This is a genomic window from Nonomuraea sp. NPDC051298 (assembly GCF_055586305.1).
On the sequence record NZ_JBVJIM010000016.1, the window covers coordinates 162,913 to 188,559 of the forward strand.

The following is a 25,647-nucleotide window of genomic DNA, read 5'->3' on the forward strand; positions in this document are numbered from 1 at the left end:
GACGATGAAAGGAAGCGGGCCAGCCGAGCCCGGCCCAGGATGCCCGCCGCGAGCCCGGCCACGTCGCTGAGATGCTCGGCTTCCACGTCTTCCATGCTGAGAACCTGGCGGCAGAAGTCGGTGGGACTTGGAAGACATGCGCACCCGGCGATCACACAACGCGATCTATATCTGCGACGGGCGGAGAATACAGATCACTCGATCAACGGTTCCTGCCAGTATGGCAGGCTTCCTTCTGGCGTACCGGCCGCCCCCGCTTGAAGCCGTGGGATCGAGTCCGGGTGTTCCTCAGCGGCGGTACATCACGTACAGCTTGCCGTCATGAGAGGCGGCGGAGGGCTCGTCGCCGATGGTTTGGTTGCCGACAGTGTGTAGGCCGCCCCAGGCTCCGGAGGAGTAGGTCGCCGCGTACAGATGGCGGTCCATCCCGCGAAGGAAGATCCACATTTTGCCGTCATCGTGCGTGGTGAGGGCCGGGCCGTGGGTGGTGAGCCAGGTGCTGTCGGGAGCACCTCGGGAGGTCCACCCGTTGCTGGCAAAGATGCTGGTGGACAGCTTGTTGCTCATTCCCCGGACGATGCGCCACAGTTGGTCGTTGTAGTAGGCCATCGCGGCGGGGCTGTCCACCAGCCAGTCGAGGTTGTTCTTGGAGGCGGTGCTCCACCCGTCGCCGTCGTACAAGTTGTGGTAGAGCCTGCCGTCGGTGCCGACGTGCGTCAGCCACAGCCTGCCCCAGCCTGCTGCCATGGACGGGGCGTAGCCCGACCTGTAGCCGCTGAACGCCGTGATCCCGCTCCAGTCCCCGGATTCGGTGAAGCTGCGCCAGTACAGGGCGTGGTTCGTGCCGGTGACGGCGTAGTACAGCTTGTCAAAGGCCACGCAGAGGGCGGGGGCGGAGTAGCTGTGGTCCCCGCCGATCTGTTCGGGTGTCCTCCACTCCCCATTCTCCAGGCGTGTCCACATCACCTCCTGACGATCGCTGTCGACGAACGCGGCGTAGAGCTTGCCCTTGTACGAAGCCAGAGCGGGAGGCGTGATGCTCTGCCACGGCAGAGGGACCGGCGTGCCCCATCCCTGGCTGGTGCCCACAACGTACTCCAGGGTGGAGGCAGGGAAGGGCACCGTGCTGCCGGTGTACTTCACCCTCAGTTCGTGGTGGCCATCACCGTTGAAGTGCCATTGCGAGCTTCCGCGCCTGGAGAGCACGGCCAGGGTCTCCTGGTTGAAGAACAGGGTGCGGGTGCTGGAGAGGTCGTTCCTGGCGATCAGGCTGATCGCGGTGAGCACCATCGACGTGATATCCATCAGGAATCCAAGGAGCGCCGATGGCGATATCGCGCTGAGGACTGACCATGCGGTGTTGGTGAAGATGTTGTCGTTCATCCCTCGCAGCTTTTCGCCGATGCTGTTGTCGTTACCGTCGCCGGTGTCCCATTCCCAGCACGCGACGTTCAGGACCAGCCCGACGCTTGTCACGCCGTCGAAGACCGTCCGTTTCCACTGCTGGAAGGCCGGGGTCTTGCCCCCCGTGGCCGTGTCCCCACCGAACTCCTCTGACAGGAACGGCACGGCCCGGCTGCGGTCACTGCTGCCGCACGAGATCCAGCGGATCTCGTCCCTGGTGCCCGGCCACCCGTCACCCACCACGCGATGGACATGGAAGTTCTCGAACTCCAGCGTGGCGCGATACACCGGCTCCGCCCGCTCACCGTCCTGCGCCGGCTCCTGCGTCGGCTGCCCGTTCCCGGACGTGGTGAGCACGGCGGGCACGGTGACACCGAAGCCCCATTCGCGCATGCCCTCGATGAACTCCGGGCTGTCGAAGTCCTCTCCCGCTGCCAGCGCCTCTGGGGTGATCAGTGCCGCGTTTGGCTGCGCCATCCACTCCTCTGCCACGGCCGGCAGGTCCTTCACCAGATCGGCGAAGTCGTAGCCCTCAGACACCGGACGGCTGGTGATGACCTCGGGCACCCCCACAAGCGTCCTTCGCGCGCTCACCGTCTCCCGGTAGATGCGCCCCCAGTCCTTGATCTCCTCCTCCGGCACCACCACCCGCAGCGCTTGCAGCAGCCTGTCCTCCAGCTCGGTCAGCTGCTCGCCCTGCCGCAACCGATCCGCGGCATGCAGCATCGCCCCGAACACCACGTTGGCCTTCTGCGTGCGCGCCAGATTCCGCCCCGCCCGCGAATCGCCCCGTGTCCCCGACAGCAGGCCCCGTAGCTGCTCCAGCCGCTGCTCCGAAGTCGTTTCCTCACTGGTGGTCATGCGCACCGCCTTCCCGTTGCCGGGCCAGGCCCTCAATGGGCCAGGCCCACACGACGCTATGTTCACTGGCGGCGCATGAATATCCACTGAAGGTGACAGAGATGAACTACCTGCCCAACCATGACGAAGGGCGCGAGGCCGCACCCGAGTGCGGCTCACACCCCTGCGTCGTCGGCGCGGCGTGTTACTTCCGTACCCCGGCCGCTCCCGTCATAGGTCGGTGCAAACATGCAGCCGGATGAAACGCCCCTATAAGACACTTCCGGGGTGCGCGACGACGACTACCTCCATGCGGAGGCCCAAGCCTGCCCGATGATCTCCTGCGCCGCCCCCGCCGGCTCGCCCTGCCGGACCGGCAAGGGCTGGCCGGCCTTGGAAGGGCTGCAGCGTAGCTTCCGAAGGATCTTCCAGCTCTTCAGCTGGGCGTTGGCGCGTTCACCGGGTCCGCGGAGCTTGGCGTGGGAGCGGTTGGCCTGCTTCTGGGACTCGGGTTTGTTCTTGCCCTTGTACGGGGTGCGGACCGGTCCTTCGGCTCCTTGATACGCCTTGTCGGCCAGGGTGATGATCCCGGCCTGCTCCAGGGCGCGCAGGATGCCCCAGATCCGGGCGGCACTCAGGTCATGGGTCTTGCCGGGCAGCGCTCCGGAGGTCCACAGCTTACCTTTGATGGCATTTTCGACTACAGAAGGCACGATCCCTTGCTGCTGCACACGGTCTTGAGCGTGCCCGGAATATTGACGTCCACCGATCTCTGTCGGCTTGTTAGGCGAGATTACTTCGACCTTGTTGCTTCGACTACCGACTGGCGTAAACCGATCGAGGCGATCGAGGTCCGCGACGAGGTGCTGACCACGACCCTGAAACCGGCAAGACGGAGGCCAAAGCCAGTCACTGCTTTCATCGTCGGCGAAGGCAACAAGAACCTAGTCCAAGTAACCATTGCTACCGACGGACAGCAAGTAGGAGACACTGGCATTGTCATAGCCACCGATGGGCATCCTTTCTGGGTCCCGGAACTGCACGAGTGGGTAGACGCCGAAAACCTTGCGCCCGGCATGTGGCTACACACCTCCGCCGGCACGCTCGTCCAGGTCAAGGCGATCAAGAAGTGGACCTCCCACAAGCGGGTCCACAATTTTACGGTTCAGGACATCCACACGTACTATGTGCTGGCAGGTAAGGCACCGATCCTTGTTCATAATTCTCCCTTCCCTTGCGATCCCGGTCCCAATAGTTGGCTTGTTCCGGCCATGGATAGCTGCTTGGAGTGCGCGAAGAAGATCAAGGATATAATCGGTGGCGAGACGCTTATCGCCGCCAGTGGGATTACTGGGAATATATTCCACCAGACAAGCGGCCAGATCTGGGGTAGAACATGGAGATTCGAGAACTCTGCTTTCACCTGAGGAATCGGCGTCGGATGTATCTACTGGACGACCGGTTCTCGACTGCGGTTGCATTCATCGAAGGGTTCAGTGCCGCCAATGATGGTAATCCGCTGAATGGATTCCAGGAATGGGTGTGCAAACGAATCCTCGGTGGGCACTCAAGCCGTCACTGGGCCTACGTAATCGCCTCGACCAAAGCGCTCGACATGGTCGATGGTCACATGCCTATCGACCGAATCCCTCATGAGCTGGAGATTGGGTTGGTAGGAACCCTTCTTGATCTCCTCGAGGAGTTCTCGAATCGTCCTATTGACTAGACGAGTAAGTCCGATCTCCGGTCAGTGGTCGTATGCGGTCAGTGGCCGGGTAATCGGTGCGTTGGTTGCGTTGTTGTGCCAGATCGCGGCCGCCATCGCCAGGACGCGCTGGGCGACGCGGACGGCGACGCCTGCGAAGGACCGGCCACCGTGGTCTTCCGGGTCGAGCTGACCCTTGAGGACTGTTGGCCGATTCAGGCTGATGATCATCGATCCTCAGAGGAAAGTAGGAACTGGGTCGCGGAGAATGATGGAGAAGATCTGCCATGTCTCTGCGTCCTCAGCCCGCGCGTCAAGTTCCTGAGCAGGCTGCCCAGATCGCGCGGGCGGCGTTCCCCAAGGGCTGCCTGGCCGCGGGTCCGCGATGAGCTGGGTCCGTTGTTTCGTGATGAGCAGTTCGCCAGCGCCTTCCCGCGCCGTGGTGGACCGGCGCTGCCGCCGGGGCAACTGGCGATGGTCTCGGTGACTGCTCGGCAAGGTGGCTGACCGGCCGACACAGGTGACCCAAGAGGATCTTGCCGCGGCGTTGGAATCCGGGTCTTCCGAGGACCATCTGTTCGAACTGGTGATATGTGCCGCCGTCGGGCAATCGGCCCGGCTGTATGAGTCCGGACTGACCGCATTGGCCGAGGCGATCGCCGAAGGACCGGCCAGCTCATGAGGCTTGACATCCTCAACAACGGCTATCGCCCGGGGACGAAGGTGCTCTTCGCTCTCATCCGGTCCCTCACGGGACGCGCGTTGCCGGACGCCGCCAAGGTGGTCTTCTACCGGCCGGAGTTCTACGGCACCCGCGCCAAGGAGTTCACCCACCAGGCAATGCGCGGGCCGTCCGCCTGGTCGGTGGCCGACCGGGAGCTGATGGCCGCCTATGTGTCCAAGATGAACGAGTGCGCGTTCTGCGTCGGCGCGCACACCGCGACAGCGGAGCGAGCCTTCGGCGGCGGGCTAAAGGTCTCTGCGGTGCTGGCCGATTTGGATTCGGCGCCCATCCAGAAACCACTCCAGGCGACACTGCGCATGCTCGGCAAGCTGACCCAAACGGGGATGGTGAGCTCCGAAGACATGCGGCTGGTGCTGGCTGCCGGCGCCTCGCCTGATCAGATCAGGGACGCCCTGGCGGCCTGTGCCGCCTTCAACATCACCAACCGGCTCGCCGACGCTTTCGGCTTCGAAGTGCTCACCCCGGACGGCTTCGCCGCGGGGGCCGGATACCTGCTCAAGCGGGGGTACCGGTGACACCCGAAAGCGATTGAGCAGATCGCCGGATGCGTCTCGTGCTGCTGGGGAAAGATGGGGCACCTGGGGTGGGAGTTGTCGCTCAATGTCGTTGTGACCAGCTACCCGATCGTCTTTCAAGTGAGGCTCGGCTCCGCCGGCCTGACGAGATGACCGAGGCGAGGGGGACCAAAGGTGAAATACGTCCTGATGTTCGTGGAGACCGAAGAGTTCGCCAAAGAACTGGAGGCGATGGGCGCTCTGGAGCGCGAAGACGCATACGCGGCTGTCGGCCGCTGGTTCGCCGAACACGCAAGCAAGATCACCCATCACACCCATCTGGCCCCGGTGCACACCGCCACCACAATGCGGCTGCGGCGGGGCGACGAGCCGGTGGTGACAGACGGGCCGTTCGTGGAGGGGAAAGAGGTGGTCACCGGGTTCGCCGAGGTCGAGGTGGCCGATCTCGACGAGGCGCTGAAGATGGCCAGGTCATGGCCCGCGTGCCCGATCGTGGAGATCCGCCCCGCCTCATGACCGGTGCCGACCCCGAGCAGGTGAGCCAGGAGGCGCTGGCCCGCGTGGTGCGTGACCACGCGGGCCGGCTCGCCGCCTCCCTGGTCTCGCTGCTCGGCGACCTCGCGGCGGCTGAGGATCTCGTACAGGACGCGGTTGAGACCGCACTGCGGCGCTGGCCGGTGGAAGGAGTGCCCGAGCGTCCCGACGCGTGGTTGTTCACCGTCGCGCGCAGGCGCGGGCTCGACGTGCTGCGGCGGGAGACGAACTACCGGGCCAAGCTCGCGCAGCTCAGATGGGTCGAGCCCGCTCCGGAGGACGATCGGCTGCGGCTGATCTTCACCTGCTGCCACCCGGCGCTGTCCCTTGAGGCGCGGATCGCGCTGACGCTGCGAGTGGTGTGCGGGCTGAGCACCGCGCAGATCGCCAGGGCGTTCGTCGTGCCGGAGACGACCGTGGCGCAGCGGCTGACCCGGGCCAAGCGGAAGATCACCGAAGCGGGTATCCCTTACCGGATCCCCGACGGCGGTGATCTGTCGGAGCGGCTCGAAGGCGTGCTCGCCGTCATCTACCTGCTGTTCAACGAGGGCTACCTGTCGGGTGGCGGGGTTCGCGCGCAGGCGCGCGACCTCGTCGACGACGCCGAATGGCTGGCGAGTCTCCTCGCCGGGCTCATGCCGGGCGAACCGGAGGTGGCCGGGTTGCTCGCGCTCATCCGGCTTCATCGGGCTCGTGGCGCTGCCCGCTTCGACGACCGTGAGCAGCTTGTGCTGCTGGCCGACCAGGATCGCGGATTGTGGGATCACGCGGCGATCGGCGCGGCCATCGCGCTGCTGATGCGCGCCGCCCGAGCTCACCGCAGGCCGGGGCCCTACCAGTTGCAGGCGGCGATCGCCGCATGTCACGCCGAGGCCAACAGCTTCGAGAGCACCGACTGGCCGCAGATCGTCGTCCTGTACGACATGCTGCTGCACCTGGCGCCCTCACCGATCACCCGCCTGCACCGGGCGATCGCGCTACGGTACGCCGTCAGCCCGGAGGCGGCGCTGGACGAGCTGAAGGACCTCGACCGGGCGCTGGAGAACTATCCGCTGCTCCACGCCACCCGCGCCGACCTGCTGCGCGCCCTGGGCCGGAACCGGGAGGCCCGGGAGTGCGATGAGCGGGCGCTGGCGCTGACCGCCAATCCCGCTCAGCAAGCACTGCTGGAAAAGCGGCTGAGCTGGTAACGCGTCAGTCGGCGGGACGTATCTCCACAACTGGGCAGGCTGGCCATGACCTTGCCAGCCGCAGGGCCTCGTCGATGTCGGCGACTTCTACCTCGGCGTATCCGCTGAAGGTTTCCGGGCCGTCGCCGACCGGCCCGTCGATGATCGCCTCGGACCGCACGGTGGTGGCGGTGTGGGGATGCCTCAGATGAGTCCAGTGGGTGATCTTGTCGGCGTTCTCGGCTAACCATCGGCCGACGGCTTCGTAGGCGATGTCCTGCTCGGTGGCGCCCTTTGCCCGCATCTCGGTGGCGTACGACTCGGTTTCGAAGAACATCAGGACGTACTTCACGGTTCCTCCCTTGATGGCGTTCCCATCAGGAAGACGATCGGGAACCGGGCTTATACGACATGAGCGAAGATTTCCGCGACTCGGTCGATCTCCCCCTCGGTCGTCCAACGGCCAAGGGAGAACCGGATCGCGGACAGGGCACGATCGCGGTCGAGGCCCATGGCCGTGAGCACGGCGGACGGTTCGGGGTCTCCGGTGTGACAGGCCGATCCGGTCGCGGCGGTCAGACCCGGCAGGCTCGCGAGCAGGTCACCGGCGACGATGCCGGGCAGGCTGACGTTGAGCGTGCCCGGCAGGCGGTGCTCGGGATGGCCGTTCAGCCAGACGCCGCCCGGCCAGCCGGCGTCGAGCCGGTCGAACAGGCGGTCGCGCAGTCGGCCGAGCCGGGCGGCTTCGGCGTTCAGGCCCTCTTTCGCCAGGCGGGCGGCCTCGCCTAGCGCGACGGCGAAAGCGACGTTCTCCGTCCCCGATCGGCGACCCTGCTCCTGTCCCCCACCGGGGATCAGTGGTTCGAGGGCGACACCGTGGCGGACGTACAGGGCGCCGATGCCTTTGGGGGCGTAGAACTTGTGGCCGGCGACGCTGAGCAGGTCCACGCCCAGGGCGGTGACCGAGACGGGGATCTTGCCGACGGCTTGCGCGGCGTCGGTGTGGAACAGCGCGTCGTGTTCGTGCGCGATGGCGGCAAGTTCGGCGATGGGCTGGACGGTTCCGGTCTCACCGTTGGCGAGCATCACCGACACCAACCGGGTCGCCGGGGTGAGCACCCGATGCAGTTCGGCCGGGTCGACGCGGCCGAAGCGGTCGACGGAAAGCAGGGTGACCCGGACGCCCGCCCGCTCGAGGGCGGCGCAGGTGCGGAGCACCGCCGGATGTTCGGTCACCTGGCTGACCAGATGGTCGCCCGAGGCCAGGGCCGGGCCGCGTAGGGCGAGGACGTCGGACTCCGAGCCGCCGCCGGTGAAGACGATCTCGCCTGGCTCGGCGCCGATCAGCGCCGCCACCTGAGCCCGGGCCTCGCCGAGTGCCCTGCGGGGCTCCTCGGCGTAGGCGCCCGTGGTCGACGGATTGCCGAAGTGGAGGTCGATGTACGGCCGGGCCACCTGCGCCACCCTCGGGTCGACCGGTGTGGTGGCGTTGTGGTCGAGGTAGACGACGTCGCCGCGGAGACCCGGCGGTCTCATGAGGCGACCGGCAGTCCCTCGGCGTGCCACTGCGGCCATCCGTCGGCAAGGAGGCGCGCGTCGAACCCGTTGGCCCGCAGTAGCCGGACGGCCTCCGGCGCCATCACGCAGAACCGTCCACGGCAGTAGGCCACGATGAGGCTGGTCTTCGGGAGCTCGGCCAGGCGGGAGGCCAACTGGTCGTGCGGGATGGACACCGCTCCGGCGATGTGGCCGGCGGCGTACTCCTCGGCGGGACGCACGTCGACCACGACGACGGCCCCTTGAGCGATCAGGTCAGTGAGTTCGCCACGCCCGACCGGCTGCAGCGCGGGGATGTCGCCCAGGTAGTCGCGGGCGGCCTTCTCGGCGTCCGGGAGGGTCTCGGTGGCCATCGCCTTCAGTGACTCGACGAACTCGAGGACCGAGGTGTCGGCCAGGCGGTAGAAGATCTTCACTCCCTCCCGCCGGGTCCGCAGCAGACCGGCGTGCTGGAGCACCTTGAGCTGGGCAGAGGTGTTGCTGAGCTTCCAGCCGCAGGAGGTGGCCAGGTCGTCGACGCTGCGTTCGCCCTGAGCCAGCACATCGATCAGCTCCAGCCGCAGGGGGTTGGCCAGGGCCTTGCCCATGCGCGCGAACTGTTCGTACAGCAGGAGCTTGCGCTCGCGGTCGCTCATCTATAATCCTCCAAATACTTATGGAATATCGTATCAGCCAACCGGGAGGTAGCACAGTGGACGCGAACATCATCCCGCTCGTGGACGAAGGGCTCGGCAACACCGCCTACCTCACCGATCTGGGCGACGGACGCGCACTGGTCGTGGACGCCTCCCGGGACGTTCGGCAGCTCAGAGCCGCAGCCGAACGGCGGGGCCTGAAGATCGCGTACGCGGCCGAAACACATCTCCACGCCGACTTCCTGTCGGGTGCCCGCCAACTGGCCGCCGACGCCGGGGCGACGATCCTCGCCTCGGCCACGGGCGAGCGCGAGTTCCCTCACGTCGGCCTGCGTGACGAGGAGGAGGTCGACCTCGGCGGGCTGACCTTACGCATCCTGACCACCCCGGGCCACACCCTTGAGCACATCGCGTACGTGCTTCTCGACGGCGACCGGCCGATCGGCGTCTTCACGGGAGGTTCCCTGATCGTCGGCTCGGCCGCCCGGACCGACCTCGTCGACAACGACCGCACGATCGAACTCGCCCACGCGCAGTACGCCTCGTTGCAGCGCCTCGTCGCGCTACCGGACGCCACCCACGTCTGGCCCACTCATGGAGCGGGTTCGTTCTGCTCGGCGCCTCCCGGGGCGGAGCGCACCTCCACGATCGGTATCGAGAAACGCACCAATGCCTTACTGCGCTCCGAGGGGCCGGCCGCCTTCGCCGAGAACATGATCGCTGGGCTCGGCTCGTATCCCTCGTACTTCGCCGACCTGCCCGACGTGAACCGGAGGGGGCCGGCCGTCGTCGGTGAACGGCCCGTTCTGGAACCGGTCAGCCTCGCAGCCGTGGCCCGCGCGGGCGGGGTGGTGGTCGACGTGCGGTCGGTGCTCGACTTCGCGCGCGGGCACGTGCCGGGCTCGGTGTCGAATGCGCTGCGCGGGCAGTTCGCCACCTGGCTGGGCTGGACCGTGCCCACCGGGACTCCGGTGGCGTTCGTGCGCAACGCGGCCCAGGACCCTGACGAGATCGTGTGGCAGGCACTCAAGGTCGGCTACGACGGGATTTTGGGCGAGGTGACCGATGAGTGGAAGTCGGCGGCCGACACGGTCGATGTGATCGGCCCGACTGAGGTGGGCTCTGATCAAGTGATCGATGTGCGTCAGGAGTCGGAGTTCGCGACCGGTCATCTACCGGGCGCGCGGAACGTGGAACTGGGCCGGATCGAGGCGTACACACCGGGTGAGGAGCCGGTGGTGGTGATGTGCGGCCACGGTGAGCGGGCCGCGACGGGAGCGAGCCTGCTGATGCGGCGCGGGCACCGCAAGGTGCGCATCTTATCGGGCGGTCCGGGCGACTGGTCACGCCTCACCGGCATGGCCCTGGATCGCGGCCGATGACGGGTGCGCCTCGCCTCGGCCTGCGCGCGAATCTCCCCCAGTTCACCCTGCTCGTCGTAGTCAACGCATTGGTCGGCGGCATGCTCGGCCAGGAGCGCACCGTCGTGCCGCTCCTGGCCGAGCACGTGTTCGCCCTGAGCGCCCACACGGCGCTCCTGACGTACATCCTGGCCTTCGGGCTTTCGAAGGCGATCACCAACCTGTTCTCGGGATCACTGTGTGACCGCTTCGGCCGCCGGCCGGTTCTGGTCGCCGGGTGGCTGGTCGGGCTGCCGGTACCACTGCTGATCATCTGGGCGCCCGGGTGGGGGTGGGTGATCGCGGCGAACGTGCTGCTCGGGGTCAACCAGGGCCTCACCTGGTCGGCCACGGTCATCATGAAGATCGACCTGGTCGGGCCCGCGCGCCGGGGCCTGGCCATGGGGTTCAACGAGTCGGCCGGATATCTGGCCGTCGCGGTGACAGCCCTGGTCACGGGCTATCTCGCCGAGCTGTACGGGCTGCGGCCCGCACCCTTCCTGCTCGGTCTGGCCTACGCGGTGATCGGTCTCGGGCTCTCCGCCGTCTGGGTCCGGGAGACGCGGGGATTCGTGTCGCTGGAGACGTGCGGGAACGATCAGCGGTCGTTGCGGGAGATCTTCGTGACGACCAGCTTCCGGAACCCCTCGCTGTCCTCGGTCAGCCAGGCCGGCCTGGTGAACAACCTGAACGACGGCGTGGCGTGGGGCCTGTTCCCGGTGTTGTTCGCCGTCGAAGGGCTGACCCTGGCAGAGACCGGGATCCTGACGGCCGTGCTCCCGGCCGTGTGGGGGCTCGGGCAGATCGCGGCGGGCGCGTTGTCCGACCGCTGGGGGCGCAAACGCCTGATCACGGGCGGGATGGTGCTTCAGGGCGCCGCGCTGGCGTGGGTCGCGGCGGCCGACTCGTTCGTGCCGTGGGCGGTCGCCGCCGCTCTGATCGGAGCGGGCACTGCCATGGCCTACCCCACGTTGCTTGCGGCCGTGGCGGATGTCGCCCAGCCGTCATGGCGCGCCCGCGCGGTGGGGGTTTATCGATGGTGGCGTGACTTCGGATTCGCAGTGGGCGCGGTCACCGCCGGACTCCTCGCCGACGCCTTCGGCATTCGCGCGACGGTGACCGTCGTCGCGGTGGGGACAGTCCTGTCCGGCCTGGTCGTGGCCGTGCGCATGAGAGAGACCCGGCCGGGTCCAGGCGCGGTCAGAGTGCCGCTTTAGATTCACATAGCCGAGTGTTACGCTTGAAAAATCTATAGCTCGCTCTGCCCCGTGCAGGAGGCGTCATGACCGACCCTGTCGAGACCGTTCCCCGCCGCTCGCTTCTCCTGGGTGCCGCCCTGGCGGGCGGCGGGCTGCTGACCGGCGCGTGCACGAACGCGAACGCCGGCGCGGGCGCCCCAGGAGGTGCTCCGACGCCCGCCTCGGCCGCGCCCCCGAAGTTCGACCCGCGTGACTGGAAGTCGGTGCGGGCGCAGTTCCCGCTGACACCGAAACTGGCGCACTTCTCGGCGTTCATGCTGTCCTCCCACCCGGCCCCGGTGACGGCCGCGATCACCGGGTTCCGGCAGGGGCTGGACACCAATCCGATCGAGTTCGGCATGGGCATGGCCGACTTCGAGTTCAGCTCCCGGGCTCGTCAGTCTCTGGCCACCTACATCGGCGCGCAGCCCAACGAGATCGCGCTCACCGACAGCGCGACGATGGGCATCGGCCTACTGTACGGGGGTCTGGCCCTCAGAGAGGGCGACGAGATCGTCACCACCGCCCACGAGTTCTACTCCACCTACGAGGCGGTGCGACTGCGAGCGACCGCGACCGGTGCGAAGGTGCGTACCGTCCGGCTCTACGACGACCCCGCTCAGGCGAAGGCCGACCAGGTGGTCGACCGGGTCAAGGCCGCCATCACGTCCAAGACCCGGGTGCTGGCGATGACGTGGGTGCACTCGATCACCGGCGTGAAGATCCCGGTGAAGCAGATCGCCGCCATGCTCGCGACCGTCAACGCCGGCCGGAGAGAGCCCGATCGGGTCCTGTTATGTGTCGACGGTGTGCACGGCTTCGCCGCCGAGGCCGCCACCATGAAGGACCTGGGCGCCGACTTCTTCGTCACCTCGACCCACAAGTGGCTGTTCGGGCCGCGCGGTACGGGTTTCGTCTGGGGCACCCCGGCCGCGTGGCGGCGGCACCGGCAGATCATCCCGAGCTTCTCGATGCCGGCCTTCCAGGGCTGGTTCACCGGCCAGCCTCCGGGCGGCGCGCCCGGCGACCTGGCCACGCCGGGCGGCTATCACACCTTCGAACACCGGTGGGCGCTGCCGGCTGCCGTGGAGTTCCACCAGGCCATCGGCCCCGCGCGGGTGGCCGAGCAGATCAGGACCCAGAGCGAGCAGCTCAAGGCCGGGCTCGCGGGGCTGCGGCACGTGCGCCTGGTCACGCCCCGGTCGGCCGAGGTGTCGGCGGGTGTCATCTGCTGCGCGGTGGCGGGCATGAACCCCGAGGCCGTGGTGGACCGTCTGGTCAAGGAGCACCAGGTCGCGGCGGCGGCGACCCCGTACCGGGAGAGCTATGTGCGGTTCGGGCCGAGCATGGTGACCACCTCTCAGGAGGTCGACAAGGCTGTGCGCGCGATGGCGGCGCTGGCCTGAGAGCGAAAGGAACCGGCCGGGCTCCTGGGCGCCTGGCCGGTTCCGTCTTTCCGCGGGTCAGACGTTGATGGTCCGGTCGGCCCACAGCGTCCAGGTGGCCAGTTCCTTCATCGAGGAGCGGTGGGTGCCGCGTGCGACGCTCTCCTCGTTGATGCCGCGGGCGTCCAGGCAGGTGCCGCAGGAACCGACCTCGGCGTTCTTGGAGACCAGGCCGCGGATCATGTTGCCCACGTTGTAATAGCCGTCGGGGGTCTTCTGCCCGGACATGACGGCGGAGACGGCGTCGCCGAACATGAAGACCTTGACCTCGTTGCCGTCGTCCTCCAGCATCTGCCGGGCCCAGCGGATGCCGTTGTAGGTGCGCTCACTGCCGTAGGGGGCGTCGTGCAGGACGAAAAGAACCTTCATCGCGGGCTCCTCCTGAGGGATCGAATCGCGGACGGCACTCCGCCGCCCGTACGCTCGGAGGCCGCCCCGAGGCGCCCCCGGAAAATCTTCGAGATCCGGTCCACGGCGATGACGAGGATCACCACCGAGGCCATGAGCGTGGCGAGTTCCTGGTAGCGGAACAGGTGCAGGGCGATGCCGAGGGCCTGGCCGATGCCGCCCGCCCCGACGAAGCCGATGACGACGGAGCTGCGGATGTTGCACTCCCACTGATAGAGGATCTGGGAGGCGATCATCGCCCGGGCCTGCGGCACGATGCCGAGCAGGGCCGTCGTGAGCCGGGAGCCGCCGGTGAGCCGCATCGCCTCGACCGGGCCGGGGTCGACGGCCTCCAACTGCTCGGAGCAGAGTTTGGCCAGCACCCCTGCCGAGTGCAGGGCGATGGCGTAGACGCCCGCCGCCGGGCCGAGGCCGACCGTCGCGACGAACAGCAAGGCCCACAGCAGTTCGTGAACACTGCGCAGGGTGGTCGCGATAGTGCGTGCGCAGGCCGCGAGCCAGCGCGGGGCCTGCACGTTGCCCGCCATCAGCACCGCGAGCGGAAGGCCGATGAGGATGCCGAGCAGCAGCGCCGCCACCGAGATCTGCACGGTCTCCACGGCAGCCGTCGCGACCCGGCCGAGAAGATCGGCGTCCAGGTCGGGCGGGAACAGGCCGCTGACGATCTGGACGGCGCCCTCCCGTCCCTCGATCAGGGAACCGAGACCTATCCCGGTTCCCGCGACGGACCAGCCGATGACGGCCAGTGCTATCAGCGTGACCGCTGTCCGGGGAGCGCGCCGGGGTCCGGGCGGCAGAGTTGTCGTCACTCGATCTTGTTGCAGCGTCATGACATCAACTCCGCCGGTCCGCCGTAGATCTGCTCCAGCCGCCCGGCATCAGGCGGGTCTCCGTCGTGGACGACCCGGCCGTCGCGCAGCGCCACGACGCGGTCGAAGCGGCGGGCCACGTCGAGGTCGTGGGTGGTGGCGATGAGGGTGGCGCCGCTGTTGTCCAGGTGGTCGAGGGCGACCGCCGCGCGTACCGGATCGAGACCGGAGGTGCACTCGTCGGCGAGCAGCAGGCCGGGAGCGGTGAACAGGGCACGAGCCAGCGCGACCCGCTGCCTCTCCCCGCCGGACAGGCGTTCGACACGGGTGCGCAGCAGAGGGGTGATGTCGTGGATGGCGGCCAGTTCGGCGAGCCGAGCGGCGAACCGCGCCGGCACCCCTCCGGCCAGCACGACGGCCCAGTCGGCGGGCCGCCAGGCGTGCGCGACCCCGGCCAGGATGTTGGTACGGGCGGTCAGCCCGACGATCAGGTCGTCGCGCTGGCGCACACACCCGATGCGGCGGCGGAGCCGGGTGACCTCGGCGCGCCGTCCGAACGGGTCGGCGCCGTCGATCGAGACCTCCCCCTCCACAGGGTGCACGGCGCCGATGATGACGCGGAGCAGGGTCGTCTTGCCCGCTCCCGATGGACCGAGCAGCGCGACCCGCTCCCCCGGCCCGACCTTGAGATGCACGCCGGACAGGGCGGTGCGGCCGGCGAAGGCCACCGTGGCCCCGCCGACGTGCACCTCCATGGCCTGTCCGGTCATGGCTGTTGCTGGGGGGTCAGCAGCCCGAGCGTGGCGGCCTGCTCGCGTACCTCGCCGTAGTCGGCGGCCGTGACAGGGGCGTACTTCTTGGCGCGCATCAGGTCGAGCAGTTCCGGCTGGTCGATCGCGAGGAAGGCGTTGGTGGCGGCGGTACGGGTCGCCTCGGGCAGGTCCGGATGCGCGACCCACGGGTAGCCCATGACGTTGCGGGTCTCGACGACCCGCAGCGCGCCCGGGGTGACACTGCCCTGCTTCTCCAGGCGGTGCAGGATGCGCAGTTCGATGCCGCCGGCGTCGACGTCGCCCTTGGCGACAGCTTGGGCGGTGGCGTCGTGACCGCCGGTGAAGGTGACTGCCTTGAGCGGCGGGCAGGCCATCAGGTCGCCTGTGTCACACGTGGCGCCCGCCTGCGTGATCATGATGCGGGGGTAGAGGCTGCCGGAGGTGGAGCTGATGTCGCCGAAGGCGAAGGTGCCGCCGCCGTCGATGACGTCCTTGGTGGTCTGGAACGCCGAGTCCGCTTTCACCACCACGGCGGACAGGTACTCGGGCGTGCCGGTCTCCTGGTCGACCTCGGTCACCAGCGGCACGATCTTCGTCTGCGCCTCGGCCTGCACGTACGTCAGCCCGCCGAGGTAGGCGACGTCGAGCTTTCCCGCCGTCAGCGCGGCGACCACTCCGGCGTAGTTGGTGGCCACGAACAGTTCGACCTCGGTGCCGAGCTTTCCGGCCAGGTAGGCGCGCAGGGGTTCGTACTGGGCGCGCTGCTTCTCCGGGGAGATGTTGGGGATCACGCCGACTCGGAGTGTGCTGTGGCCCGCGTGATCACCCGACGAACAACCGGCGGCGGCCAGAACCAGGACGAGGACGGCCGCGAGCAGTCTCCTGGTCACCGTCCCTCCCCGCCGGGCATGACGAACGGCGCGACCGGGGCGAGTTCGACGCCGAGCGTGCTGGCGCCGATGAGCTCCTTACCGGTGCGGTTGTTGATGGGCATGAACAGGCCCGCCTGAACGTCGCGCCAGATGCGCTCATAGACCGAACCGCGGCGGTAGGCGGCCCCGCCGACGACGTCGATCAACCGGTTGACGACGGCCGCGGCGTTGTTGGTGCAGACGTTCTTGACCAGCGCGCAGCGGGCGAGGCCCTCCTGCACGCCGAGCTGGGAGACCAGGGCGCCGCTCATGACGTCGGCGGCGTGCCGCTGGAGCATGGCCCTGCTGGTCTCGATGGCGATCTCGGCGTCGGCGACGGCGTCCTGGATCCGGGTGTCGCGCTCCATGCCGTTGCGGCGGGCCAGGTCGACGGCCCAGTCGAGGGCGGCCACGGCCAGGCCGGTGTAGACCGCGCCGAAGCTGGGCGTGGTCCACGAAAGGATCATGTCGAGGACCTGGACGTCGAAGTGGCCGACCGGGATCGACTGCAGAACGGCCATGTCGGGCACGAACAGGCCGTCGAACACGATGTCGTCGCTGCGGGTGGCGCGCATGCCGAGGGTGTCCCAGGTCGGTTCGATCGTCACACCCGGGGTGCTCGGGTCGACCATCACGATCAGCACCTTCGGCCCGTCGGGGCCCTCGTCCCAGCGGGCGGTCGCGGCCCACATGGTGGCGATGGCGCTGTTGGTGCCGAAGGTCTTGCGGCCGTGGAGCTGGAAACCTCCGGGCACCTTGGTGGCCTTGGTCCTGGCGTCCATGAACAGGGCGGGGATGCCGGGCTCGCTGGCGATCGCCGCCAGCACGAGTCCGTCCTGTCCGGCGATCCGCAACACGTGCTCCAGCGGGGGTGCTCCGGTACGCCGCCAGGTGTGCGCCCACGATCCGAGAGGGGCGGCGTGCATGGCGTAGGACAGCGCGGTGGCGCCGTCGGCGGTGGCGAGGCGTTCCAGCACCCGCAGCAGTTCGCCTTGGCCGGCGCCGAGCCCGCCCAGTTCCTCCGGCACGGTGAGGCGGAGCAGCCCGCCCGCACGCAGGTCGTCGTAGTTGTCGGAGGGGAAGGTGTTGTCCCGGTCGTGCCGTGCCGCGCGCTCGCTCAGGACCGGCAGGACCTTGTCGGCGAGAGCGAGGAACGACTGTTCGCGTTCCGTCAGGAGCTGACGCATGGGTGGTATCTCCTCGAGACTCGATGAGATGGACGGACGCGACGGCGGGGTGCCGCCGCCCGGGGTCATGGACGGTTCGTGAGCGCGTCGTCGCTGACGTGCCGCGGCAGGAGGAACAGGCCGGCGAGGCCGGAGAACAGGGCGACCGCGGTGAGCGCGGCGGCGGCGGTCGTGAAAGCGTCGGGCCCGGCATGGGCGATCCCGCCGATCACGGCGACACCGAACAGGGAGGCCGCCTGACGTGCGGTGTTGAGCACGCCCGAGGCGGCGGGCACCAGGTCGGGGGCCAGCCGTCTGATGGCCTCGGCACTGGCCGGTGCCATCACGAGCCCGACGCCCAGCCCGGCCACCGCGAGCGCGGCGACAGCGAAGCCGGAGGTGAGCAGGGCGAACCCCGTCGCGCCGACACCGAGGGAGAGCATGCCGACGGCCATGATCGGCCCGCCGCCGATCTGGTCGCTCAGCCATCCGGCGACAGGTGAGACCAGCCCGGCGGCCACCGCCATGGGCAGCAGCGCCAGCCCGGTGTCGATCGCGTCGCCGCCGAGTTCTCCCTGGACCCGTACCGAGACCAGGAGCATCAGACCCGCCAGCACGCCGAACTGGGCGGCGCCGACCCATCCGGCGACCAGGAACGCCCGGTTGCGGAACACCCGGGGCGGCATCAGAGGCTCAGGGTGGCGGCGTTGCCGCGCGGCGAACACGGCGATCAGCACGGCGGCGGGCGCCAGCCACGGCAACCTGCCCGGCCCGAGCAACGCGTAAGACGCGGTGGCCAGCCCCGCGCCGATCAGCACGACGCCACCCCAGTCGAGTTGCCCTCGAGAGGCCGTGACGCCCGGCGGCACCCAGCGCCGGGCCAGCACCACGGCGGCCAGGCACACGGGCACGTTCACCAGGAAGACCCAGCGCCAGCCCCAGGTCGTGACGACCAGGCCGCCGCCGACGGGACCGAGCACGGCGGCCAGCGCCATCGTCGCGCTCACCGAGCCGAGCGCGACGCCGCGCCGTTCGGCGGGGAAGACGGCGGCGATCAGGGTGAGCGTCTGCGGCACGATCAGCGCCCCACCGACCCCCTGCGCCACCCGCGCGGCGACGAGCTGCGGTAACGAGGCGGCGAGCCCTCCGGCCAGCGAGGCCAGTGCGAAGACGACAAGGCCCGCGATCAGCAGACGCCGCGGGCCGTGCACGCCACCGAGCCGCCCGGCGGTGATGAGCAGGGCGGCGTACGCGATGACGAATCCATTGAAGACCCACAGGACGTCGTCGAGCCCGGAGCCAAATGAGACGGTCAGGGCGGGGACCATCACCTGGACGACGGTCGAGTCGATCATGACGACGAACGCGGACAGACACAGGACGGCGACCGAACCGGCGACTCCGGCCGACTGGACGGATTCCTCTCGGGTGGGCATGCGCACTCCTGGGGACACAGGATCGGTCGAATTACCACTACTTACTTTAGAATTATATAGTCATATTCTATGGCGCTTCCGACGCTGTCAAGGCCCCCACAAGGAGGCCCTGCATCACATAGGGCGCCGCTTCTATCTGGAAATCCATCAGCGGATGAAGTCGCCGCACGGTCCCCTCCAAAGCCAGGAGACAGAGCAGCGGAAACACGAATTCCGGTTCCGCGTAGACGGCGTGACTTCGTTGGAGGTCGAACAGCCTGACCGCGAAGGGGCCCAGCTCGAAGTCCTGCGCCACCGCGCCTGAGCTGCGATTCACCAGATCGGCGACCTCGCGTTGAAATCCGGCCACATCGGCACCGTCGGCAACTCCGCGCGCACTGGCCAGCAGAATGCGTGCGCAGAACTCTCCGTCGCCTTTGATCATGCCGCCGAAGAATTGCGTGAAGCTGGTCCGCGCCATTTCGCTGAGCGGGAACATGAAACCGGCGTCGAGGATGACGACCTCGCCGCCGGAGCGAATGTAGGCGTTTCCCTGGTGCAGGTCGACGTGGATGAATCCCCGCACGAACAGCATGTGATAAACGGCGCGAACCAGCGTGGTCACGCCGTGTTCCACCGATGCCCGGTCGCCCGGCTCCTTCGTCAGCCCCTCGGCGAAGGTCATCGTGATGACGCCGCCAGCGGTGAGTTCGTCCACCGGTTCGGGGACGATCACACCCTCCACGTCCGCGAGATCGTCGTGCAGCCGGTGCAAGTACGCGGTCTCCTGGGTGAAGTCGAGCTGGCCACGTAACGCCTCGCCCAGTTGGCCGACGATGTCGGTCATCGGCAGCCGGGCCAGCCACGGGATCCGGGAGGCGAGCCCGGCCAGACCGCTGACGACGGCCGTGTCGGCGGCGAAGGCGCGGGCCGCACCCGGCCGCCTGACCTTGACCACCAGGTCGCGGCCGTGCCAGGTCATGCGGTAGACGCACGCGATCGAACCGCTGGCGATCGGCGGACGGGCCAGCGCCGCGATCATCTCCTCCGGAGGTTCGGCGAAGGCCTGCCGGGCCGTCAGCAACGCCTCCCTCGCCGGCATCGGGGCCACCTGGTCGTGCAATCGGCCCAGTTCCGCGGCCAGGGTCTCCCCCACGACGTCGACCCGGGTCGCGAGCAACTGCCCGGCCTTGAGGAACGCGCCGCCCAGCCGTTCGAGGAGCCGGGCCGCCTCGGCGGCCATCGCAGCCCGTCGTCGCCTCACCACGGCCACGACCGCCATCCGGCCCAGCGCGGCCACCAGGTGGAGGGCCACCTGGGCGACGCGGAGGGCCATGCTCATCGCCGGGCCCCCGCCCCGGCCAGTGCGATCTCTACCGCCTCCCGCAGCGACTCGGGGGTGCCGTCGAAGTCGTCGCAGGCCACGGGCACGGCCGGGCCGCTCCGGCTGAAGTCGGTCCGGTGCCCGCTGTCGAGCCGGGACACCCGGACCCGGCGCGGCAGCCAGTCCTCGGCGGCATCGCCGAGTTCCAGGGCCTCCCATCGCCGGACCGGCTCCCCACGCTGCTCCACCACGCGGTCGACGACTACGCCGGTGCCGGGTACGAAGCATTCCCGCACCGCCAGGCCGTCCATGCGGGCCGGCCCCCGGTAGAGGCAGGTGCCCGCGTCCGGCTCGCCCTCGCCGGAGAGCTGGAGCACGGGATGCGGCCAGGCCATCAGGTCGATGTAGCCGATGTCGGTGAGGGGAAGGCAGTCGAAGGCCAGCCGGTCGACGACCTGGATCGGCTTGCGCATGGTCGGCAGGAAGGTGCTGATCCGGCACTCGCCGGCCTCGCGGTCCTCCTCCATCCACACATAGGTGCCGAACAGCACGTCGGGCTTGATCACGAAGATCGCGGTCACCGCCGTCTCCGGGCAGGAGGCGAAGCGGCGCGCGAACAGGTACCGCATCGGGTTGTTCCCGATGGCGGCCTCGACACCGAAGGCATAGGACGCGAGCCGGCCCGCGCGAAAGTTCGCCCGAGCCGGCCCGGCTACACGCACGTCATCCATCGCTAGGGGTGCCTACGCGAGCAGTCGTGCCAGCTCGGCGGGCACCACGGCGCTGGTGATCGGGACGTGGTGCAGGAGGTTCCCGATCTCGATGTCGGCGGCCAGCAGCTCACCGACCTGACGGCCTTCGCTGTCGTACAGCGCGTAGTGCTTGTTCGTACGCGACACGTCCCCGATCGGGGGGACCATCGCGACCCGCGACTCCAGACGGACCACCTGGTCGCCCGTGTCGACGGTCGTGCCGAGCTGCTCTACCTCGAACCGAGGATAGATCATGGTGATACAGTCCTTGATGGGCATCGGTGTCCCATCATCCGGGGTCGGACTCGGCTTGACCCGCGCCCCTTCCGACTTGCCAGGCGTGTTCGACACCTTGACCTGGCCGAAGAGTTCGCTGTGCCCCGTCACCTGAAGCGACAGGAACTGGGCCGTGATCGTGGCGCTGGCCCAGTTCAGCTCGCCGGCGGCGTGCGGGTCGTGGCGACGGTAGATCGCCATTCCGTGGAGGTCGACGATGTCCTCACCGAGACCGTCGATGCGCACGTGGATGCGCTCGCGGACGATGAACGTCTCCAAGGCCGACGTCGTCAGCGTGTAAGGGCGGATGGGGTAGAGGTTCCCCGGCCCTCCCCACGCGGAGTCGTGGCCCCGGACAACCTCCGCCGGAGAGAGGGTCGCGGGGTCGATGTCCGCCGCGACACCCCTTTCCAGGAGTTGTCTGAGGATTCCCTGTGGTTCGCTCACAGTTCAACCTTTCGAGTGAGAGCGATGGTGGGTGTGCCCCTGTGCCACCTCGTCAGTTGTCGAGGGAGGCCATCAGGGCGTCGAGCGAATCGATGACATGCGCGAAGTCCACGGTCCGCTCGCGGAGGCGGGTCTTGTCGACCGTCTGGTCGCCAAGCTCGACCGCGAGCACCTCGATCAGCCGGTCGAGGTTGTTGTAGGCGACGCTCACCGGGAAGTGGGCCAGCGGCGTCTCGTGCCTGGGGTCGGCGGGCGGCCCGCCGGACTCCAGCAGTCCCGTCGATCCGCTCTGCTCCCGCCAGGTCCGCTCCACCGTCACGTCGTACTGGTGGAAGGTCCCGTAGTAGTGCGGCTTCCAGCGTTCACGGAGCTCGTTGGCGCTGATGCGCCGCTCGAGGTAGTCCACCGCGGCGGGGACGAACACCTCGCGGTACTCCTTCAGCAGAGGACCGACGTCCGGCGATGTCGTCGACAACGGACTGTCAGCGATGGTCATGTCGTCTCCCAACCAGGGCTCGGCAGGTCTGAACGTCGACCTCAGTCCATTACTTTAAATTCATATAGTCAAGCGCCGGATATATCCGATCGTTCCAAAGAACAAAGCAGCCTTTGAATACCCTGATCAGGGCCTCTACCTGGCGAAACATTCCGGCGACCGGTTGACGGCGCCTGTTCCAATATCGTTAGTTACTTCGTGGAGGCGTTGGGTGCCTGGTGGCCCTCCCGGTCTACAAAACCGATGGGGCGGCGGTCGACGTCGCCGGCGGGTTCGATTCCCGTTCGCCTCCGCTTTCGCTCCATCGCGGGATTCTTCAGGGTGAGGAGTAGCGCGCATGCACGTCGTCGCGACCGCCGGTCATGTCGACCACGGGAAGTCGACCCTCGTCCGCGCGCTCACCGGGATGGAGCCCGACCGCTGGGCCGAGGAACGACGGCGGGGCTTGACGATCGACCTGGGATTCGCCTGGCGCACCATGCCCTCAGGGCGCGCGCTCGCCTTCGTCGACGTCCCCGGCCACGAGCGGTTCGTGACGAACATGATGGCCGGGATCGGCCCGGTCCCCGCCGTGCTCATCGTGGTCGCGGCCGACGAGGGATGGATGCCCCAGTCGGCCGAGCACCTGGCCGTGATCGACGCGCTCGGCGTGCACCACGGATTGCTGGTCGTAACGCGGTCGGATCGCGGTGACGCGGAGCTGGCCATCGAGGAGGCCCGGCTGGAACTGGCAGCCTCGTCCCTGGCCGACGTGCCCGCCGTGGCCGTTAGCAGCATCACCGGTGCGGGGATCGACGACCTGGTGAGCGCCCTCGACGAACTCGTCGCCTCACTTCCCGCTCCCGACGACGCGGCGCCCGTCCGGTTGTGGATCGACCGCGCGTTCACCATCAAGGGCATGGGCACCGTCGTGACCGGCACACTTCCGGCCGGGACGGTGAACGCGGGCGACGAACTCCAGCTCACCCCGTCGGGCCGGATCGTGAAGATCCGCGGCATGGAGTCGCTCAAACGGAAGGTCGAGACCGTGACGGGCGTAGCCCGGGTCGCGCTCAACCTCAAGGGCGTCGACCTCGACGAATGCCGCCGAGGGATGGCACTGGTCACCCCCGGCCGATGGAGCGACACCGACACCCTCGACGTCGGGCTGCGCGCAGGCACGTCCGATCTGCTGCCCCGCGAATCTTTGCTGCACGTGGGCTCGGCGTCTGTGAGCGTCCGGATCCGCCGCCTGGGCGAGACCACCGCCCGGCTCACGCTCGAACACCCGCTGTCGCTCCACATCGGTGACCGGGTGCTTCTCCGCGATCCGGGTTCACGACGGGTGACCGGCCTGACCGTGCTGGACGTGCGCCCGCCGCCGTTCCGGCGACGGGGCGCGGCGGCCCGGGTGGCCGACGAACTGGCCGAGTGGCCCGACCCGCCCACCGCCCACCACCTGCTGGCCCGCCACCTCTACCTCAAAGAGAACGACTTCGGTCTGATGGGCCTCAGCCCGGTCGGCCGAATGGTCGGCGGGGAATGGCGGGTGGATCCGGGGTGGTGGGTCAGCCAGTGCCAGCGGCTCAGCGCCCTGGCCAAGGAGTTCGCCCTGGCCAATCCCCTTGCCCCGACGCTTCCCGTCGAGGTGGCCCGGCAGATGCTGGGCCTGCCCGACCGGCGGCTCGTCGAGGCACTGGTGCGGCCTCCGTTGCGGATCGAGGCCGGGCGAATCCATCGGCCCGCCGACCGGCCCAAGCTCCCCGAGGCGATCGCCGCCGCCGTGCGCCGCCTGGAGCGGGAGATGGAGACGACGCCGTTCCAGGCGCCGGAGGCGGGCCGGCTTGCTCAGCTCGGGCTGGACTCACGCGCCGCCATCGCCGCGCACAAGGTCGGCGCCGTCCTACGGCTCGCCGAAGGAGTCGTGCTGCCGGTTGCGGCAGAACCGCGAGCCGTGGAGATCCTCGGCGAGCTGCCGCAGCCGTTCACCGCGAGTGAGGCTCGCAGCGCGCTGAGCACCAGCCGGCGGGTCGTCATCCCGCTGCTCGAATTTCTCGATGAACGAGGGCATACCGTTCGCGTCGACAACACGAGTCGGCGAATGAGACCTCGGTGAAGAGTCGTTCAGATCCTCAGTAGTTCCCTGATGACCGCCAGTCGGTCTTCGCTGCTGTGGGCGGAGACGAGCGACATCGCCAATTGCATGGCCACGTCCGGCGGAACGCGCGCCGGTCACCAGCGATACGCGCACCTGTGCTGGACGGTGGCGGCAGCGAGCCCATGTTCGTATTCTTCCGTAACTGAGGGTCTGCGTAGCCTTCCCGCTACGAAGTGCTAAAGGGTGGTCAGGGCAGTGCCGCCAGCAGCGCCTTCTCCAGGACGTCATCCTCCTCGGGGGCGACCGTACGCAGGTCGACCAGCACCCGTCCGCGCTCGGCCCGCACGATCACCGGTGTCTCTCCCGCCCGCAGCGCCGCCACGACGGCCGACTCACCCGACGGCCCGCAGTTGAGCTCGACCACCACCGACGGCAATCGCTCGGCCGGAAGGCTTCCACCGCCGACCATGCCCATGCCCTCGCGAACACGGGCACGCCATCCGATCGAGCCGGCCAGCCGGTTGGCTCGGCGGGTGAGCTCGTCGAGCGGGGCGTCCAGCATGCGCCAGACGGGCAGTTCGCCCCGGCGTCCACCTAGGTGGGACAGCAGCGTGGCCTCAAGGGCGGCCAGGGTGAGCTTGTCGATGCGCACGGCCCGGGCGATCGGATGCCGCGCAAGGCGCTGCACCAACGCGCCGTCGCCGACGACGATCCCGGCTTGTGGGCCGCCGAACAGCTTGTCGCCGGAGAAGACCGCCAGATCAGATCCGGCCGACAAACTCCCATGCAGGGTCGGCTCATCGCCCAGATGGCCGTTGAGCAGGCCCGACCCCAGATCGTGCAGCAGCGGGATGCCGGCCTCGTGAGCGGCCGACACCAGCGCGGGCAGCGGCGGTGCAGTCGTGAAACCTTCGATGCGGTAGTTCGACGGGTGTACCACGAGCACCATCGCGGTGCGCTCGTTGATCGCGTTCACGTAGTCGGCCAGGTGGGTGCGGTTGGTCGAACCGACCTCCACGAGCCGGGCCCCGGCGGCCTCCATGATGGCCGGGATGCGGAACTCGCCGCCGATCTCCACGAGCTCACCGCGAGAGACGATCACCTCACGGTCGCGCGCGAAGGCGCCGAGTGCGAGGAACAGCGCCGCGGCGGCGTTGTTGACCGCCAGCGCCCCAGGCGCGCCGCTCAGTTCGAGCAGCAGTGTGTTCACCATGGCGCCGCGTTTGCCGCGGCCGCCGGTGGCCAGGTCGAACTCGACGGTGGAGTATCCGGCCGCCGCGTTGACGGCGGCCCGGGCCGCCTCTGACAGGGGCGCACGACCGAGGTTGGTGTGCAGCACGACGCCGGTGGCGTTGATGACGGATCTGACGCGGCCCGTCTCCAGCGTGGCCAGCGAGGTGCTCACCGCGTCTGCGACCTCACGGAGGGACGGCACGGTCCCGCCTCCGCTCACCGCACAGCGAGCGTCGCCCAGTGCCTGGCGAACCTTCGCCGCCACCAGCGGTCGGCCCCATGTGGCGGCCATCTCGGCCATCTCGGGCAAGGCGAGCACGGCGTCGGTCTTCGGGAGCGCGTGGCGGGGATCGATGGGGGTCGTCATGGGGAG

24 protein-coding genes, 1 tRNA gene and 2 pseudogenes are annotated in these 25,647 nt (G+C 68.5%); 10 read left to right on the forward strand and 17 right to left on the reverse strand.

The genetic code is table 11. The annotated features are described in order from the left end of the window. Window positions 1-288 precede the first annotated feature (288 nt). Complete coding sequence (locus tag ACZ6S0_RS36710; protein ID WP_465923916.1) at window positions 289-2,265, reverse strand: PLL family lectin; 1,977 nt, start codon at window positions 2,263-2,265, stop codon at window positions 289-291. A gap of 362 nt (window positions 2,266-2,627) precedes the next feature. Next, a pseudogene (locus tag ACZ6S0_RS36715) lies at window positions 2,628-2,975 on the reverse strand (transposase family protein); the annotation flags it as partial. On the opposite strand from ACZ6S0_RS36715, the gene ACZ6S0_RS36720 reads away from it, so the two are divergent. Beyond that, the gene (locus tag ACZ6S0_RS36720; protein WP_465923917.1) at window positions 2,964-3,671 is read left to right on the forward strand and encodes a polymorphic toxin-type HINT domain-containing protein; all 708 of its coding nucleotides are present in this window, start codon (window positions 2,964-2,966) and stop codon (window positions 3,669-3,671) included. The pseudogene ACZ6S0_RS36715 and the gene ACZ6S0_RS36720 sit on opposite strands and share 12 nt — an antisense overlap. A gap of 14 nt (window positions 3,672-3,685) precedes the next feature. Beyond that, entirely contained in the window at window positions 3,686-3,970 is a 285-nt protein-coding gene (locus tag ACZ6S0_RS36725; RefSeq protein ID WP_465923918.1) for a hypothetical protein, read from the forward strand. A 21-nt stretch (window positions 3,971-3,991) separates the two neighbouring features. Here the strand turns inward: ACZ6S0_RS36725 and ACZ6S0_RS36730 are convergent. Continuing rightward, a pseudogene (locus ACZ6S0_RS36730) lies at window positions 3,992-4,150 on the reverse strand (IS982 family transposase); the annotation flags it as partial. Window positions 4,151-4,627: 477 nt separating this feature from the next. On the opposite strand from ACZ6S0_RS36730, the gene ACZ6S0_RS36735 reads away from it, so the two are divergent. From ACZ6S0_RS36735 to ACZ6S0_RS36745, 3 genes are all read left to right on the forward strand, one after another. Then, a complete protein-coding gene (locus ACZ6S0_RS36735; RefSeq protein ID WP_465923919.1) occupies window positions 4,628-5,209 on the forward strand; it encodes a carboxymuconolactone decarboxylase family protein in 582 nt (193 codons plus the stop codon). A gap of 174 nt (window positions 5,210-5,383) precedes the next feature. Further along, complete coding sequence (locus ACZ6S0_RS36740) at window positions 5,384-5,725, forward strand: YciI family protein (protein WP_465923920.1); 342 nt, start codon at window positions 5,384-5,386, stop codon at window positions 5,723-5,725. After that, window positions 5,722-6,933: an RNA polymerase sigma factor gene (locus ACZ6S0_RS36745; protein WP_465923921.1), complete on the forward strand. Its 1,212-nt coding sequence runs from the start codon at window positions 5,722-5,724 to the stop codon at window positions 6,931-6,933. Before ACZ6S0_RS36740 ends, ACZ6S0_RS36745 begins: the two co-directional genes overlap by 4 nt. Window positions 6,934-6,937: 4 nt before the next feature. On the opposite strand, the gene ACZ6S0_RS36750 is transcribed toward ACZ6S0_RS36745, so the two are convergent. From ACZ6S0_RS36750 to ACZ6S0_RS36760, 3 genes are read right to left on the reverse strand one after another with little or no spacing between them, the layout of a single operon-like run. Then, on the reverse strand, window positions 6,938-7,264 hold the full coding sequence (locus ACZ6S0_RS36750; protein WP_465923922.1) for a YciI family protein: 327 nt from the start codon (window positions 7,262-7,264) through the stop codon (window positions 6,938-6,940). A 50-nt stretch (window positions 7,265-7,314) separates the two neighbouring features. Beyond that, window positions 7,315-8,448: a cysteine desulfurase family protein gene (locus ACZ6S0_RS36755; protein ID WP_465923923.1), complete on the reverse strand. Its 1,134-nt coding sequence runs from the start codon at window positions 8,446-8,448 to the stop codon at window positions 7,315-7,317. After that, a complete protein-coding gene (locus ACZ6S0_RS36760) occupies window positions 8,445-9,104 on the reverse strand; it encodes an ArsR/SmtB family transcription factor (RefSeq protein WP_465923924.1) in 660 nt (219 codons plus the stop codon). The genes ACZ6S0_RS36755 and ACZ6S0_RS36760 overlap by 4 nt, the downstream gene beginning before the upstream one ends. A gap of 56 nt (window positions 9,105-9,160) precedes the next feature. Between ACZ6S0_RS36760 and ACZ6S0_RS36765 the strand changes: the two genes are divergently transcribed. From ACZ6S0_RS36765 to ACZ6S0_RS36775, 3 genes are all read left to right on the forward strand, one after another. Further along, window positions 9,161-10,486, forward strand: coding sequence for an MBL fold metallo-hydrolase (locus tag ACZ6S0_RS36765; RefSeq protein ID WP_465923925.1), 1,326 nt, complete (start codon window positions 9,161-9,163; stop codon window positions 10,484-10,486). Further along, on the forward strand, window positions 10,483-11,721 hold the full coding sequence (locus ACZ6S0_RS36770) for an MFS transporter (RefSeq protein ID WP_465923926.1): 1,239 nt from the start codon (window positions 10,483-10,485) through the stop codon (window positions 11,719-11,721). The genes ACZ6S0_RS36765 and ACZ6S0_RS36770 overlap by 4 nt, the downstream gene beginning before the upstream one ends. Window positions 11,722-11,786: 65 nt before the next feature. Continuing rightward, entirely contained in the window at window positions 11,787-13,148 is a 1,362-nt protein-coding gene (locus ACZ6S0_RS36775; protein WP_465923927.1) for an aminotransferase class V-fold PLP-dependent enzyme, read from the forward strand. Between the two features lie 57 nt (window positions 13,149-13,205). Here ACZ6S0_RS36775 and ACZ6S0_RS36780 read toward each other — a convergent pair whose 3' ends face one another. From ACZ6S0_RS36780 to ACZ6S0_RS36825, 10 genes are all read right to left on the reverse strand, one after another. Then, window positions 13,206-13,556: a DsrE/DsrF/TusD sulfur relay family protein gene (locus ACZ6S0_RS36780; RefSeq protein ID WP_465923928.1), complete on the reverse strand. Its 351-nt coding sequence runs from the start codon at window positions 13,554-13,556 to the stop codon at window positions 13,206-13,208. Next, window positions 13,553-14,404, reverse strand: a complete 852-nt coding sequence (gene phnE / locus ACZ6S0_RS36785) for a phosphonate ABC transporter, permease protein PhnE (RefSeq protein WP_465923929.1) — start codon at window positions 14,402-14,404, stop codon at window positions 13,553-13,555. Before phnE ends, ACZ6S0_RS36780 begins: the two co-directional genes overlap by 4 nt. A gap of 17 nt (window positions 14,405-14,421) precedes the next feature. Then, the gene (locus tag ACZ6S0_RS36790; RefSeq protein WP_465923930.1) at window positions 14,422-15,174 is read right to left on the reverse strand and encodes an ATP-binding cassette domain-containing protein; all 753 of its coding nucleotides are present in this window, start codon (window positions 15,172-15,174) and stop codon (window positions 14,422-14,424) included. Further along, complete coding sequence (phnD, locus tag ACZ6S0_RS36795) at window positions 15,171-16,067, reverse strand: phosphate/phosphite/phosphonate ABC transporter substrate-binding protein (RefSeq protein WP_465923931.1); 897 nt, start codon at window positions 16,065-16,067, stop codon at window positions 15,171-15,173. The genes ACZ6S0_RS36790 and phnD overlap by 4 nt, the downstream gene beginning before the upstream one ends. Continuing rightward, window positions 16,064-17,275, reverse strand: a complete 1,212-nt coding sequence (locus tag ACZ6S0_RS36800; protein WP_465923932.1) for an acyl-CoA dehydrogenase family protein — start codon at window positions 17,273-17,275, stop codon at window positions 16,064-16,066. The genes phnD and ACZ6S0_RS36800 overlap by 4 nt, the downstream gene beginning before the upstream one ends. A 65-nt stretch (window positions 17,276-17,340) precedes the next feature. Next, a complete protein-coding gene (locus ACZ6S0_RS36805) occupies window positions 17,341-18,690 on the reverse strand; it encodes an MFS transporter (RefSeq protein WP_465923933.1) in 1,350 nt (449 codons plus the stop codon). 67 nt (window positions 18,691-18,757) lie between these two features. Next, the gene (locus ACZ6S0_RS36810; protein WP_465923934.1) at window positions 18,758-20,011 is read right to left on the reverse strand and encodes an ABC1 kinase family protein; all 1,254 of its coding nucleotides are present in this window, start codon (window positions 20,009-20,011) and stop codon (window positions 18,758-18,760) included. Then, on the reverse strand, window positions 20,008-20,622 hold the full coding sequence (locus tag ACZ6S0_RS36815; RefSeq protein ID WP_465923935.1) for a hypothetical protein: 615 nt from the start codon (window positions 20,620-20,622) through the stop codon (window positions 20,008-20,010). Before ACZ6S0_RS36815 ends, ACZ6S0_RS36810 begins: the two co-directional genes overlap by 4 nt. A 114-nt stretch (window positions 20,623-20,736) precedes the next feature. Beyond that, entirely contained in the window at window positions 20,737-21,468 is a 732-nt protein-coding gene (locus tag ACZ6S0_RS36820; protein ID WP_465923936.1) for a DUF6073 family protein, read from the reverse strand. A gap of 52 nt (window positions 21,469-21,520) precedes the next feature. Continuing rightward, on the reverse strand, window positions 21,521-21,964 hold the full coding sequence (locus ACZ6S0_RS36825) for a hypothetical protein (RefSeq protein WP_465923937.1): 444 nt from the start codon (window positions 21,962-21,964) through the stop codon (window positions 21,521-21,523). A 200-nt stretch (window positions 21,965-22,164) separates the two neighbouring features. Here ACZ6S0_RS36825 and ACZ6S0_RS36830 point away from each other — a divergent pair. Next, a tRNA-OTHER gene (locus tag ACZ6S0_RS36830) sits at window positions 22,165-22,258 on the forward strand. Between the two features lie 43 nt (window positions 22,259-22,301). Beyond that, window positions 22,302-24,059, forward strand: coding sequence for a selenocysteine-specific translation elongation factor (gene selB / locus ACZ6S0_RS36835; RefSeq protein WP_465923938.1), 1,758 nt, complete (start codon window positions 22,302-22,304; stop codon window positions 24,057-24,059). A gap of 229 nt (window positions 24,060-24,288) precedes the next feature. Here selB and selA read toward each other — a convergent pair whose 3' ends face one another. Next, window positions 24,289-25,641: an L-seryl-tRNA(Sec) selenium transferase gene (gene selA / locus ACZ6S0_RS36840; protein ID WP_465923939.1), complete on the reverse strand. Its 1,353-nt coding sequence runs from the start codon at window positions 25,639-25,641 to the stop codon at window positions 24,289-24,291. Between the last annotated feature and the right edge of the window lie 6 nt (window positions 25,642-25,647).